The following is a 13,994-nucleotide window of genomic DNA, read 5'->3' as shown; positions in this document are numbered from 1 at the left end:
GGGGCATGCGGCTGCTGCACACCTCCGACTGGCACGTCGGCCGTTCCCTGCACGGCACCGACCTGCTCGCCGAGCAGGAGGCGGTGCTGGGTGCACTCGCCGACGTCGTGGCCGCCGAGTCCGTCGACGTCGTGCTCGTCGCCGGTGACGTCTACGACCGCGCGGTGCCCTCCGCGGACGCGACCGGGGTGTTCAGCCGGGTCGTCAACCGGCTCATCCGCGCCGGCGCGCAGGTCGTCCTCACCCCGGGCAACCACGACTCCGCGCGGCGGCTCGACACGCTGTCGGAGGTCCTGGCCGCCGGCGGGCTGCACGTCCGCGCCGACACCCCGCGGCTCGACGAGCCGGTGCTCCTCGCCGACGGGCACGGGCAGGTCGCGGTCTACGGGCTGCCCTACCTGGAGCCGGAGATCGCCCGCCACGAGCTGGGCCTGCCCTCGGCCCGCAGCCACGAGGCGGTGCTGGCCGCGGCCATGACCCGGGTCCGGGCCGACCTGGCCCGGCGGCCCGGCGTCCGGTCGGTCGTGCTGGCGCACGCCTTCGTCGGGGGCGGCCAGCCGAGCGACAGCGAGCGCGACATCGCCGTCGGCGGGGTCGACCTGGTCCCGGCCGGGGTCTTCGACGGCGTCGACTACGTCGCCCTGGGCCACCTGCACCGGCCGCAGTCGCTCAGCGACCGGGTGCGCTACAGCGGTTCCCCGCTGGCCTACTCCTTCGGCGAGGCCGGGCAGCAGAAGCAGGCCTGGCTGGTCGACCTGGACGCCGACGGCCTCGGCGGGGTGCGCGCCGTGCCGCTGCCCACCCCGCGCCGGCTCACCGTGCTGCGCGGTGAGCTGCCCGAGCTCCTCGCCGACCCGGACCTGGAGCCGGTCGAGGAGCACTTCGTCTCCGTCGAGCTCACCGACCCGGTCCGCCCGGTCGACCCGATGCGCCGGTTGCAGGCCCGCTTCCCGCACTGCGTGCACCTGGAGTGGACCGGCTCCGGCCCGGGCAGCGACACCCGCAGCTACACCGAGCGGATGGCCGGCCGCAGCGACCTCGAGGTGGCCGGCGAGTTCGTCAGCCACGTCCGCGACGGGGTCGAGGCCAGCGCCGCCGAGCGCGAGCTGCTCGGCCGCGCGCTGGCCGCCGCCGCTGCTGCCGAGGCGGCCCTGTGAGGGTGCACCGGCTCGAGCTGACCGCCTTCGGCCCGTTCGCCGACACGGTCGCCGTCGACCTCGACGAGGTCGGCCGCGACGGGCTGTTCCTGCTGTGGGGCCCCACCGGCGCCGGCAAGACGACGCTGCTGGACGCGGTCGTGTACGCCCTCTACGGCACCGTCCCCGGCGCACGCGGCCAGGAACGCCGGCTGCGCAGCGACCACGCCGGGCCCGCCGTCCGCACCGAGGTGCAGTGCGAGGTCACGCTGGGCGGCGAGCGCCTGCTGGTGGTCCGCCGTCCCGAGCAGACACGGCCCAAGCTCAAGGGCACCGGGGTGACGAAGGAGCAGGCCAAGCTCACCGTCCAGCGGTGGACGGGCGACAGCTGGGAGCCGGTGAGCACCCGCATCGACGAGGGGTCCGAGCACCTGCGCACCCGGCTGGGGCTCTCCGCAGAGCAGTTCTGCCAGGTGGTCCTGCTGCCGCAGGGCGACTTCGCGCGGTTCCTGCGCGCCGAGCCCGAGGAGCGGGGTCGGCTGCTGCAGACCTTGTTCGACGTCACCCGTTTCGGTGCGGTCGAGGGCTGGCTGGACGAGCAGCGCCGCACCGCACGCGATCAGCTCGACCAGGCGCGGGTGCAGGCCAGCACCCTGCTCGCCCGGGTCGCCCAGGTCGCCGACGTGGAGGTGCCCGAGGAGCTCGCACCCGACCTGGTGGGCGCCCGGGCGTCGGCAGGCGCAGGGTCCTGGGTGCACCGCGTGCGCACCCAGGCCGCCGAGCAGCTGCGAGCACGAGAGGCGGCCGCCGCCGAGGCCGCCGCCGAGGTCGTCCGGGTCGACGCGGCGCTGGCCGCGGCCCGGGCCGAGGTCGACCGGCACGTCCGCCGCGACCGCGCCCGCGCCGAGCACGCCCGGCTGGCCGCCGAGGCCGCCGAGCTCGAGCCGCTGCGCGCGCTGCTGGAGGCCGGCACCCGCGCCGAGCCGGTCCGCGACGTGCTCGAGGCCGCCGGGCGCGCGGCCCTGGACGCCGAGCGCGCCGCCGAGCAGCTGGTGCAGGCCCGGGTGTCCTGGACCGCGGTCGCGGCCGGCCGCCCCGCCGACGCCCTGCTGGCCCGGGCCCTGCGCGACGAGGCGGCCTTGCTGCGTGCCCTGCTCCCCGAGGTCGACCGGGCAGCCGCGCTCACGGCGATGATCGGCCGCGGCGCCCGCCGGGTGGAGGACCTGGGACGACGCGCCACCGCCGACGACGCCGCGGCCGAGAGCTGGCCGGCGCGGGTGCTCGCCCAGGAGCAGGTCGTGGCGGCCGCCGCGGAGGCGGCCGCGCAGCTCCCCGGGCTCACCGCGGCGCTGGAGCGCGGCCGGGCCGCGGTGCAGGCCGCCGCTGCGGCGGCCGAGCTCACCGACCGGGTGCGCGCGCAGCACGACCGCGCCCGCGCGGCCCGCGAGACCTGGCTGGACGCCCGCGAGCGCTGGACCGACCTGCGGGTCCAGCGGCTGGAGGGGATGGCCGCCGAGCTGGCCGCCGGTCTCGCACCCGGCGCCGACTGCCCGGTCTGCGGGTCGCTCGACCACCCGCGGGTGGCCGAGCACACCGGTCCCGTCGTCACCCAGGCCGACGAGGACACCGCCCGGGCCGGCGCCGACCGGCTGGAGGCCGCGCACCGCACCGCTCAGCAGCAGGCCGAGCAGACCGAGCGGGAGCTGGCCGCGCTGCGCGCCCAGGCCGGTGAGATGCCGCTCGCCGACCAGCAGGCGGCCCTCGCCACGACGACCGAGGAGGAACGGGCGGTCCGCGAGCGGGCCGCGGCGCTCCCGGGCGCCCGCCGGCAGCTCGCCGTGCTGGTCGCCGAGCGTGATGCCGCCGCCACCGCCCGCGCGGCCACGCGCGAAGAACTGGCGCTCGCCCGCGCCGAGCTGACCGCGGCCGGTGAGCAGCTCGCCGACGTGCAGCAGCGGCTGGCCACCGCGCAGGGCACCGACACCGGCATCGCCGCCCGGGCCGACCGGCTCACCGGCGAGGCCGAGTGCTGCGAGGCGCTGCTGGACGCCGAGGGCGCCGAGCTGCGCGCCCGCACCGCGGCCGACGCGGCGCAGCGGCTGGCCCGCGAGCGGGTGGTCGAGGCGGGCTTCGCCGACCTGATGGACGCCGCCGGCGCGCTGCTCGACCGCGGCCGGGCCGACACCATCGGCCGCCGGGTGGCCGGGCACGACCAGCAGTGGTCGGTGGTCACCGCGACCCTCGCCGAGCCCGAGCTGGCCGACCTCGCGCCGCGGCCGGACCTCGACGCGGCCACGGCCACCTGCCGCACCGCCACCGCCGCCCGGGAGGAGACGGTGGCCGCGCTCGCCCAGGCCGGCAGCCGCGCCGGCGCCCTCGACGCGCTGGCCGCCGACCTCACCGCCGTAGAGGTGGAGCTCGACGAGCGGCGGGCCGCCGCCGAGCAGGTCACCGCCCTGGCCGACCTGGTGAACGGCCGGGGGGCCAACACGCTGCGGATGCGGCTGCAGTCCTTCGTGCTCGCCGCCCGGCTCGAACAGGTCGCGGAGGTCGCCAGCCGGCGGCTGCGGGACATGTCCGGCGGCCGCTACACGTTCCTGCACAGCGACGCCCAGGGCCGGCACGGTGCCCGCGGTGGCCTCGGGTTGGACGTGCTCGACGAGTACACCGGGGTGCGCCGGCCCACCAAGACCCTGTCCGGTGGGGAGAGCTTCATGGCCTCGCTCGCTCTCGCCCTGGGGCTGGCCGACGTGGTCACCGCCGAGAGCGGCGGTGTGCAGATCGACACGCTCTTCGTCGACGAGGGCTTCGGCACGCTGGACCCGCAGTCGCTGGACGCGGTGATGACCGTCCTCGACGAGCTCCGCCGCGGTGGGCGCACGGTCGGGGTCATCAGCCACGTCGAGGAGCTGCGCACCCGGATCACCAGCCGGCTGGAGGTCGTCACCGGCCGGGAGGGCTCCCGGCTGGCCGGCTGACCTGCGGGCCGGCGTCGGCCGCAGCGCGGCGGCAGTGCGCTCCGGCGCAGTCCGTCCGGCCGGTGTGGCTGCAGACGACGGCGGCCCGGACGTCGTCGTCCGGGCCGCCGTCGTTCACGGGATGATCAGGACTGGCCGGTCACCGCGGGCTCGTCCAGCGGGTGCCGCGTCGGTGCGGGCGCTGCGTGCGCACCTCGCGGATGTGCGCCAGCCTGCGCCGGCAGCTCGCGGGTGCCGGGCTGCGTGTCCGTCGGCCAGGCGTCGGAGCCCCAGCCATCGGTCAGGACGCGGTCGCCCAGGACCCGGTCGTCGAAGTGCCGGGTCTCGGTGGCCCAGGTGTCCGACACCCGCGTCGCGTCCCGACCCAGGCTCGCGGTGGTCCGGTCATCGGCGCCGCGGCTGTCGAGGGTCCGGGCGAACGCGTGGTGCGGGACCGGTGCGTGGTGCGGGAGACGGTGGGACTGCGGCGGGACGGTGGCCGGCTGCGCGGCACCGGCCGGGCGGACGCGGGGGAGCGGGATGTGCGGCTGGTCCTCGACCGGCTGCCCGTCAGCGGCAGCCGTGACCGGCTGCGGGGCGGCGGACGGCTCGACGGCCGGCTGCGCGCTGCTCGCGGCCTCCACCTCGGCGACCTTCGTCGCCGAGACCCTCGCCTCGGCCGGGGAGCGGCCGACCGACCGCAGCGAGTTCAGGGTGGCCTTGCGGAGGCGCGAACCGAGTGGCTTCTCCACCCCGTAGTGCAGCGCCAGCGCGGCCAGCAGGCACACGGTGGACGCCAGGCCGACGGCGATCCAGCAACCGTGGGCCTCACGGGTCTTGGCGATCACGAACCAGCCGAGGTTCTCGTGGATCAGGTACAGCGGGTAGGTGAGCGCGCCGGCCAGCGTCATCCAGCGGGCGCTCAGGCCGGCGAGGGGGGTGAGGGTCACCAGCGCCACGAGGGCGAAGCAGGCCACGCAGATCAGCCCGACGGTCAGCTCGGAGGCCTCCCACGGCGTCTCGTCGGTCAGCAGCGGCGGGTAGTAGTCGAGGCAGAAGTTGAGCGCGAACAGCACCTGCATGCCCACGAGCAGCCAGGTCAGCAGGTCGTGGCCGTCGCGGTAGATGACGTACAGCAGCATGCCGCCGGCGAAGAAGGGCGCGAAGTCGGGCATCAGGGCCGCGGCGAGGAGGTCCGAGTGCAGGTTCTGGGCCACCGAGGCGACGATCGGCCACAGGGCGCAGAACGCGATGATCCGGCCGCGCGTCATCCCGACGAGCATCAGCACCGCGATCAGGGCGTAGAACCGGGCCTCGTACCAGAGCGTCCAGTAGGAGCCGTCGATGTCGGGCCGGGCGAACGACTCCTGGAACATCGTCAGGTTCAGCAGGCCGTTGGCCAGGCTGATGTCCTTGTGGAAGAACGTCATGCCCTCGGGCCACACGTAGACGACGAGCACCAGGCTGACGACCACCGCGACCCAGTACGCCGGGAACAGCCGGCCCACGCGGGAGGCGACGAAGCTGGGCACGTCCCGGCCCCAGGAGCTCATCAGGAGCACGAAGCCGCTGATGACGAAGAACAGCGGTACGCCCATCCGGCCGTACATGGTCCACTCGCCGACCGGGGCCAGTTCCTCCGGCGCCGGGCCGTTCCAGCCGGGGCTGTCCCGTGCCGTGAAGTGGAAGCCCACCACGATCACCGCGGCGAGCAGCCGCAGGACGTCGAGGGCTCCGAGGCGGCCACGGCGCCGGGTCGCGGTCTGCTTCGTCACGGGGCGGTTCCTCCTGATCGGGTCAACCGGCGGCCGGGGCCATCCGATTGCACAGGGCGCCCGGAACGGTGTTCTCCGTGACTGCCGATGTTGACGCTAACGCCCGAACCGTCACCGATCCGTGATCGAAACGCATGAAGGGGGACCGTCCGTCACATCCGTACCACCCTCCCCGCACAGGTCCTCCGACGAGCCGCTGACCTGGGCGGACGCCCTGGCGCGCAGTCGTCGCCCGTGAGATCGCGGCGTGTCGCGCGGTGGGACCCGCGGCGCGGCGGGACGGACACGCCGAGGGGGTCACGGACACGGGCCGACGCCTGGTGCGCCGGCGGAGCAGCACCGACGTCCTCGTCCGGGACGCACGGACGCCTCCTGGTCGGCGTCCCTGCGTCCCGAGGCGTTCGTTGCCCACCGGGGCCGACGCGCGGCGTGTTCCCCAGGGTCGGTGTGCGTGCGTCCTGGGAGCGGGGGCTGCCCACCCCGGGAACGCCGACGGGGAGCCGGCGCGAGTGCGCCGGCTCCCCGTCGGGAGGTCTGTCGTGCCCGGGCGGACCCGAACTGCCTGGGCTCAGGCGGCCCGGGCGGTGGTGCGGCCGGCGGCGGCAGCCTGCCGCTCCTCCTGCTGCTGCCGGTGGGCGATGGCGGCCGGCGCGTCGGCGGCGACGAACACCCAGCGGCGGTAGGCGAGGAACCGGATGACCGTGCCGAGCCCGATCGAGACCAGGTTGGTGATCTGCAGTGCCAGTGCGCCGTCCTGGCCCAGCGGGTAGCGGACCGCGGCGACCATCACGAGGCCGATCAGCAGCGTCACGCCGTTGACCATGAAGAAGATCGTGTACTCACGCCGCACGCCGGTGCGGGCACGGTGGGAGAACGACCAGAACCGGTGCCCCAGGTACGCCAGCGTCATCGAGATCAGCGTGGTGACGAGCTTGGAGGTCACCGCGCCGATCCCGGCGTGGGCGTAGAGGAGCTGGAAGAGACCCAGGTCGATGACGAGGCAGACAGCCCCGACGACACCGAAGGCACTCAGCTCCTTGAGCAGCAGCCGCCATGTCAGGCCGGCACGACTGAGGAGGCGCTCGAGGAGGGGCACGTGAAGACTGTAGGACGGTCACGCGGCCGCCGTCGGCGCGGACGTCGTCGCGTGTTGGTCCGTGCAACCGGGCCGCACCCCTTCGCGGGGGTGAAACCGCAGCTCAGGACCGGATCCAGCCGCGGTCCGGGGTCCACGGGTGGTGTGACCGGTTCGTCCGCCATGCCTCTCCGGCGCGCACGTCCCCCAGGTACACCAGCAGTCCCAGCAGCCTCTGCACTGACCGGACGCCGGGTGCCCCGTGGCCTAGCATCGCTGCCGATGACTGAGAACACGCTGGGTGGGCCGATCACCGACGCCGAGTCCCCGCAGCTGCAGCGAGTGCTGGTCGTGATCCCGACCTACAACGAGCGTGAGAACGTCGGCCCCATCGTGCAGCGCACGCACGCCGCCGTCCCGACCGCGCACGTGCTGGTGGTCGACGACGGCAGCCCCGACGGCACCGGCGACCTCGCCGACGACATGGCCGCCGCCGACCCGCGCGTGCACGTGCTCCACCGCACGAGCAAGGCCGGGCTGGGCGCCGCCTACATCGCCGGGTTCGGCTGGGGCATCGGGCAGGGCTACGACGTCCTGGTCGAGATGGACGCCGACGGCTCCCACGCCCCCGAGCAGCTGCCCGACCTCCTGGCCGCGCTGGACCGCGCCGACGTGGTGCTGGGCTCCCGCTGGGTCGCCGGCGGCAAGGTCGTGAACTGGCCCAAGAGCCGCGAGGTCCTCTCCCGTGGCGGCAACCTCTACACCCGCGCGGTGCTCGGTGCCGGGCTGCACGACGCGACCGGTGGCTACCGGGCGTACCGGCGCAGCGCGCTGGAGGCCATCGACTACGCCAGCGTCGAGTCGCAGGGCTACTGCTTCCAGGTCGACCTGGCCTGGCGCGCGGTGCAGGCCGGGTGCCGCATCGTCGAGGTGCCGATCACCTTCGCCGAGCGCGAGCGCGGCGAGAGCAAGATGAGCGGCTCGATCGTCCGTGAGGCCCTGTGGCGCGTGACCGTGTGGGGCGCGGAGTACCGCACCCAGAAGCTGCGTGCGCGTGTCCGCGGCCTGCGCAACGGCCGGACCGGCAGCCCCGTCGCCTGACCTGCCCCACCTGACCTTGACGCGCCCGACCGGCGTCGGCGTCGTCCCACGAGAGGGAGCCGTCCGCCCGGACGGCTCCCTCTCGTGCGTGGTGCCGGTGCCCTCCCGGTAGCGTCCTGCCCCGATGAACGCACCCACCGACCCGCGCACCGGGCTGCCCGTCGTGGCCATGGTCGGCGGCGGCCAGCTCTCCCGGATGACCCACCAGGCGGCCATCGCGCTGGGCCAGTCCCTGCGGGTGCTGGCCGCCTCGCCCGACGAGTCGGCCGCGCTGGTCGCCGCCGACGTGCAGCTCGGCGACCACCGCGAGCTGGCCGACCTCCAGCGGCTGGCCGAGGGCGCCTCCGTGGTCACCTTCGACCACGAGCACGTGCCGACCGCGCACCTGAGGGCACTCGAGGACGCCGGCCACCGGGTCGCCCCCGGGTCGGCCGCGCTGGTGCACGCCCAGGACAAGCTCGTGTTGCGGCGCGCGCTCGCCGCGGCCGGTGAGCCGCAGCCCGCCTGGGCCGAGGTCGCGACCGTGCACCAGGCGACCGCCTTCGCCGACGAGGTCGGGTGGCCGATCGTGCTGAAGACCCCGCGCGGTGGCTACGACGGCCGGGGCGTGTTCGTCGTCCCCGGGCCCGACGAGGTCGCCGTCCTGCTCGAGCGGCACGGCACGCTGCTGGCCGAGGAGCGCGTGCCCATGGTCCGCGAGCTCGCCGCCCAGGTGGCCCGCTCGCCGTTCGGGCAGGTCGCCGTCTGGCCGGTCGTGCAGACCGTGCAGCGCGACGGCGTCTGCAACGAGGTGTACGCGCCGGCGCCGGACCTGGACGACGAGCTGGCCACCGCCGCCCAGGAGCTCGCCGTGCGGCTGGCCGACTCCCTCGGCGTGGTCGGCATGCTCACCGTCGAGCTGTTCCAGACCGCCGACGGCGTCCTGGTCAACGAGCTGGCCATGCGCCCGCACAACTCCGGGCACTGGACGATCGAGGGCGCTCGCACCAGCCAGTTCGAGCAGCACCTGCGCGCCGTCCTGGACTACCCGCTGGGCTCCACGGCGATGACCGCGCCGGTCGTGGTGATGGCCAACGTGCTCGGCGGCGAGGCGGCCGACGAGGCGTGGGCCGGGCCGGGTGTCGACGAGCGCGTGCACCACCTGATGGCGCACTGGCCCGACGTGAAGCTGCACTGGTACGGCAAGGGGCAGCGCCGGGGCCGCAAGCTCGGGCACGTCACCGCACTGGGCACCGACCTGACCGAGGTCCGCGCCCGGGCCGTGGCGGCGGCGCGGTACCTCGCCGACGGCGTGGTCGACCCTGCGTTCGCCTTCGACGAGGAGCACTGAGCAGATGAGCGACACCCGGGACCCCGTCGTCGGCATCGTCATGGGCAGCGACTCCGACTGGCCCACCATGACCCCGGCCGCCGAGGCACTCACCGAGTTCGGCGTCCCGTACGAGGTGCACGTGCTCTCCGCGCACCGCACGCCGCGGCGGATGCTCGACTACGCCGAGGCCGCGGCCGGTCGCGGGCTGCGGGTCATCGTCGCCGGCGCCGGGGGAGCGGCCCACCTGCCCGGCATGGTCGCTGCCGCCACGCCGCTGCCGGTGATCGGTGTGCCGCGGCCGCTGGGCCAGCTCGACGGCATGGACAGCCTGCTGTCGATCGTGCAGATGCCGGCCGGCGTGCCGGTCGCGACCGTGGGGATCGGCGGCGCCCGCAACGCCGGGCTGCTGGCCGTGCGCATCCTGGCCGCCGGCGACCCGGAGCTGCGCGCGGCCGTCGAGCGCTTCCAGGCGGCGCTGGCCGACTCCGTGGTGGAGCGCGACGCGCGTCTGCAGCAGCAGCTGTCGGACTGACCCGCCCCGCGGCGGACACGACGACGCCCGCCGTCCCCGGGATGCGGGGGCGGCGGGCGTCGTCGTGCGGCGGCGTGCGGGCGGTCAGCCGCGGGTGACCCGGCCCGACTGCCGGTCGAGCACCAGGGTGCCGCCCTCGAACCGCTGGGTGACGGTCGCGCCGGTGGTCACCGGGTCGCCGGTCGGGTAGCCCAGCTTCCCGGTCTCCCAGCCCTGCGCGGCCCAGGCGGCCTGGACCGGGCCGCTCAGCGGATGTGCGCCGGTGGCCGGGCTGAAGTACGTCCAGCCGTTCTGGAACGCCTGGTAGCAGCCGTTGCGGGCCAGGCCGCAGACCTCGTCGGTGACCGGGTAGCCCAGGGGGCCCTGCTCCGCGGCCTGCGCCGTCCAGGAGTCGCGGACCGCACCCCGCACGAGGTGCGCCCCCGTGCCCGCCGTCCAGTAGAGGCTGCCCCGCTCGAACCGCTGCGAGCAGCCGCCGCCGGTCAGCCCGCAGACCGCATCCCCGGTCGGGTAGCCGAGGGCGCCGTTCTCCCAGCCGAGGGCCGCCCACGCGGCCTGGAGCTGACCGGTCAGCGCGTGACCGCCCCCGGCCGGGCTGAAGTAGACCCACCCGCCCTGGAACGCCTGGTAGCAGCCGTTGCGCGCCAGCCCGCAGACCTCGTCGGCCAGCGGGTAGCCCAGCGCGCCGCGCTCGGCGCCCTGTGCGACCCACGCGTCGCGGACGGCGCCGATCACCTGCCGGGCCCCGGTCGACGCGGTCCAGTAGACCGACCCGCCCTGGAACTGCTGGGCGCAGCCGGCGCCGGTCAGACCGCACACCTGGTCGGCGACCGGGTAGCCCAGCAGACCGGTCTCGTAGCGCTGGGTGCTCCACTTGTCGAGCACGGGTCCGGTCAGCACGCGGACGCCGGTGCCAGGGGAGAAGTAGACGGCCCCGCCCTGGAACCACGTGAAGCAGCCGCCCCCGACCAGGCCGCACACCTCGTCGCTGGTCGGGTACCCCAGTGCGCCGTCCTGCGCGCCTCGGGACACCCAGACGTCGCGGATCGCGCCGCGGACCATCCGGGCGTCGGTGTCGGCGGAGTCGTAGACGCTGCCGCCCTGGAACGTCTGGGTGCAGCCGCCGGCGGCCAACCCGCACCGCTGGTCGTCGGTCGGGTGGCCGAGGTCGCCGGACACCCCGCCCCAGCGGGTCCAGGCCACGTGCACCGCCCCGGTCACCGCGTGGGTTCCGGTGGTCGCTGAGGTGGTGACGGTGCCGCCCTGGAACCTCTGCGTGCAGGCGCGGTCGGGCAGGCCGCACACGGCGTTGCCGGTCGGGTAGCCCAGGGCGCCGGTCTCGAAGCCCTGCGCGGCCCAGACGTCGCGCAGCGGGCCGTTGGCCACGACCTGCCCGCCGGTGGCGGTGGAGGAGTAGACCGTGCCCTGCTGGAAGGAGGTGAAGCAGCCGCCGCCGGTCAGCCCGCAGACGGTGTCGCCCACGGGGTAGCCCAGCGCGCCCCTCTCCCAGCCCTGGGCGGCCCAGGCGTCCCGGCCCGGACCGCTGGCCACCACGTGCACGCCGGTGGCCGGCGACCAGTAGACGGCGCCGCGCTGGAACTCGCTGAAGCACCCCCCGCCGCTCAGGCCGCAGACCTGGTCGGACACGGGATAGCCCAGCGAGCCGGCCTCCCAGCCCCAGGTGCCCCACTTCTCCTTGATCACCCCGCGCACCGACCAGGCGCCCGAGCCGGGGGAGTCGTAGACCGTCGCGTTCTGGAAGTCCTGGTAGCAACCGCCGCCGGCCAGGCCGCAGACCTGCTCGCCGACCGGGTAGCCGAGCGTGCCGGTCTCCCACCCGAGGGCGCCCCAGTGGTCGCGGACGTCGCCCTGCACGACCCGGGCGCCGGTGGCCGGGGTCCAGTAGACCGAGCCGCCCTGGAACACCTGCCAGCAACCGCCGCCGGCCAGACCGCACATCGTGCCGCTGACCGGGTAGCCCAGCGCGCCGTTCTCGCGGCCCTGGGCTGCCCACCGGTCGCTCACCGGGCCGTCCAGGACGGTCTGGGTGCCGGTCGCCGGGGCGTAGTAGATCGAGCCCTTCTGGAACCGGCTCCAACAGCCGTCGCCGACCAGGCCGCAGCTCTCGTCGGAGAGGGGGTACCCGAGAGCGCCGCCCTCCCAGCCGGAGGCGGCCCAGGCGTCCTTGATCAGCCCGCGGACCGACCAGGCGCCGGAGGCGGGGGACCAGTAGGCCATCCCCTTCTGGAAGTTCTGATAACAGCCACTGCCCACCAGGCCGCAGACCTCCTCGCCCGTGGGGTACCCGAGCGAGCCCGTCTCCCAGCCCAGCGCCGCCCACCGGTCGCGGACCAGCCCTTTGACGATCTGCGCGCCGGTGCCGGGTGACCAGTAGACGGAGCCCTTGGCGAAGGCCTGGTAGCAGCCGCCGTCGGCCAGGCCGCAGACGACGCTGCCGCTGGCGGTGCCCAGCACCGTCGAGGCGCCCGGTGCCAGCGCGCGCGTGACGACGGCGTTGCCGCCCGGCGACTGCGTCGAGCCGAACCAGTCGGTGTAGTAGAGCCAGAAGTTGCGGTTGCCGTACGCGCCGCACGGAGCACTGCCGTAGCCGGCGGCCAGTGCGGCGGCGTTGGGCTGGTAGGGCGTGTAGACGTACAGGCCGGCCGTCGCCTGGTTCTCGATGTAGACCTGGGAGCCGCCGCAGCCGGCGTCCGGGTTGTACTGCACGTAGTTGTTGCGCCCGGCGCGGTAGTTGCGGGTGCCGGCGGTCGCCGCGTAGACCTTGAACACGCGGACGCCGTAGTAGATCTGCTTGGCGAACCCGGCGTAGGCCGGGTCGCAGGGTGCGGTGTCCGGGCAGGCGAAGCCCAGCGCGGCGTCGTAGCCGCGCACGGTGGGGCTCGTCTTGCGGATGAGCCCCTGCTCCTTCTCCATGATCACGAGGATCGCCCGCTGGCTGATCCCGCAGGCCCGGCCGACCTTCGCGATGACCGAGGCGGCGCTCTCCTGCCGCGCCCCGGCGTAGCCGCTGCAGTAGGCGTCGGCGGCGATGGTCGGGGTGTCGAGACGGATGTCCTTGATGCAGGGCATCGCCGCAGCCCGGCAGTTGGCGCCCTTGGCGGTGAGGAAGGCCTGGATCTCCGGCTCGGCCATCGCCGCGCCGTCGAAGAACATGTTGTCGCTGATGATGTTGCCCGGCCGGAACTGGCTCGCGTCGGCAGCCAGCGCCAGGGCGGGGGCGGTGGCTGCGGTCGTGTCGGCCGGACTGCGACCGGCCGGCGAGCTGGCCCCGCCCAGCACCGCGACCAGGGCGAGCGCCAGCACGGCGACGAGCAGTCCGAGCCGCCGTGCCCAGGCCCAGGACGACGCCCCCGGCCGGGGGATCACGGGACGGACACCCCGGTCACCGGGGACCGCCCCTCCGCCGTGGCGGAGGTGTAGGACACGACGGCCTGCCAGTCACCGGCGGAGAGCTGGTCGCCGGTGACGATCATCGGCGCGCAGCCGGTCGTGGTGGCGTCGCCGGCGGCCGGTGCGGTGACGGTGCGGGTGGTCGACCCGAGGGTCAGCGTCGCGGTGCAGGTGCCACCGTCCTCGATGACGCCGGACACGAAGGCGTTGACCTCGACCGAGGCGGTGCCGGCGTCCCAGCCGGCGTAGGTGATGACGACGTCGGCGCTGCCGGGGGCGGCGGTGTCGGGCCGGTCGGTCGCGACGGCCGTCGGGATCTCGGTCGGCCCGAGCGAGGCCGTCGCGGCCGGCACGACGGTGGACGAGGTCGTGGCGGCGGTGGTCCGGGGCGCCGTGGAGGTGGCGGCGGCCGCGGACGGCTGCTCAGCGGCCGTGGCCGTGGCGGTGGTGGTCGCGGTGCTGGTGGCCGGTCCGGCCGCGGCCGCGGTGCCGGGCGCGTCACCCCGGCCAAGGAGGACGGCTGCGGCGACGACGGCCAGCACGAGGACCGACACGAGCGTCACGCCGGCCCGACTGCGGGATGGTGCGGACATGGTTCCCCCAGGGGTGGAGCTGGTCCTGCACGGCAGGACGGGCGTCGAGCGGCACGGCCGCCTCCGGCACGCAGACGCGGGCGGGGACGGGTGGAGGGCCGG

At 75.3% G+C, this 13,994-nt stretch carries 9 protein-coding genes; 5 read left to right on the top strand and 4 right to left on the bottom strand.

The features are described from left to right. Positions 1–5: 5 nt before the first annotated feature. Positions 6–1,157, top strand: a complete 1,152-nt coding sequence (locus KUM42_RS06660) for an exonuclease SbcCD subunit D (RefSeq protein WP_237496005.1) — start codon at positions 6–8, stop codon at positions 1,155–1,157. Then, positions 1,154–4,114 (top strand): AAA family ATPase, encoded by a 2,961-nt coding sequence (locus tag KUM42_RS06655; RefSeq protein ID WP_237496004.1) that lies wholly within the window; start codon positions 1,154–1,156, stop codon positions 4,112–4,114. The genes KUM42_RS06660 and KUM42_RS06655 overlap by 4 nt, the downstream gene beginning before the upstream one ends. A gap of 125 nt (positions 4,115–4,239) precedes the next feature. Here the strand turns inward: KUM42_RS06655 and KUM42_RS06650 are convergent, their stop codons facing one another. Together KUM42_RS06650 and KUM42_RS06645 are read right to left on the bottom strand one after the other, a co-directional pair. Further along, positions 4,240–5,868 (bottom strand): acyltransferase, encoded by a 1,629-nt coding sequence (locus KUM42_RS06650; RefSeq protein ID WP_237496003.1) that lies wholly within the window; start codon positions 5,866–5,868, stop codon positions 4,240–4,242. A gap of 568 nt (positions 5,869–6,436) precedes the next feature. Next, positions 6,437–6,964 (bottom strand): GtrA family protein, encoded by a 528-nt coding sequence (locus KUM42_RS06645; RefSeq protein ID WP_237496002.1) that lies wholly within the window; start codon positions 6,962–6,964, stop codon positions 6,437–6,439. A gap of 261 nt (positions 6,965–7,225) precedes the next feature. Between KUM42_RS06645 and KUM42_RS06640 the strand changes: the two genes are divergently transcribed. The 3 genes from KUM42_RS06640 to purE all read left to right on the top strand — a co-directional run bounded on the left by KUM42_RS06640 (position 7,226) and on the right by purE (position 9,888). After that, positions 7,226–8,044, top strand: a complete 819-nt coding sequence (locus KUM42_RS06640) for a polyprenol monophosphomannose synthase (RefSeq protein ID WP_237496001.1) — start codon at positions 7,226–7,228, stop codon at positions 8,042–8,044. A gap of 124 nt (positions 8,045–8,168) precedes the next feature. Beyond that, positions 8,169–9,374 (top strand): 5-(carboxyamino)imidazole ribonucleotide synthase, encoded by a 1,206-nt coding sequence (locus tag KUM42_RS06635; protein WP_237496000.1) that lies wholly within the window; start codon positions 8,169–8,171, stop codon positions 9,372–9,374. Between the two features lie 4 nt (positions 9,375–9,378). Then, on the top strand, positions 9,379–9,888 hold the full coding sequence (gene purE, locus KUM42_RS06630; protein ID WP_237495999.1) for a 5-(carboxyamino)imidazole ribonucleotide mutase: 510 nt from the start codon (positions 9,379–9,381) through the stop codon (positions 9,886–9,888). Positions 9,889–9,972: 84 nt separating this feature from the next. Here purE and KUM42_RS20250 read toward each other — a convergent pair whose 3' ends face one another. Further along, on the bottom strand, positions 9,973–13,275 hold the full coding sequence (locus tag KUM42_RS20250; protein ID WP_304610755.1) for a hypothetical protein: 3,303 nt from the start codon (positions 13,273–13,275) through the stop codon (positions 9,973–9,975). Next, a complete protein-coding gene (locus tag KUM42_RS06610; RefSeq protein WP_237495998.1) occupies positions 13,272–13,862 on the bottom strand; it encodes a hypothetical protein in 591 nt (196 codons plus the stop codon). The genes KUM42_RS20250 and KUM42_RS06610 overlap by 4 nt, the downstream gene beginning before the upstream one ends. Positions 13,863–13,994: the final 132 nt, after the last annotated feature.

This window comes from Modestobacter sp. L9-4 (assembly GCF_019112525.1).
Lineage (GTDB): Bacteria > Actinomycetota > Actinomycetes > Mycobacteriales > Geodermatophilaceae > Modestobacter.
The sequence above is the reverse complement of the archived record's forward strand: the minus strand, read 5'-3'. Positions and strand labels throughout refer to the sequence as shown.

Bases quoted from the DNA above. Each gene is read 5' to 3' on its own strand.
- KUM42_RS06660 (WP_237496005.1), top strand. From the start codon at position 6: ATGCGGCTGCTGCACACCTCCGACTGGCACGTCGGCCGTTCCCTGCAC.
- KUM42_RS06640 (WP_237496001.1), top strand. From the start codon at position 7,226: ATGACTGAGAACACGCTGGGTGGGCCGATCACCGACGCCGAGTCCCCG.
- KUM42_RS06635 (WP_237496000.1), top strand. From the start codon at position 8,169: ATGAACGCACCCACCGACCCGCGCACCGGGCTGCCCGTCGTGGCCATG.
- purE (WP_237495999.1), top strand. From the start codon at position 9,379: ATGAGCGACACCCGGGACCCCGTCGTCGGCATCGTCATGGGCAGCGAC.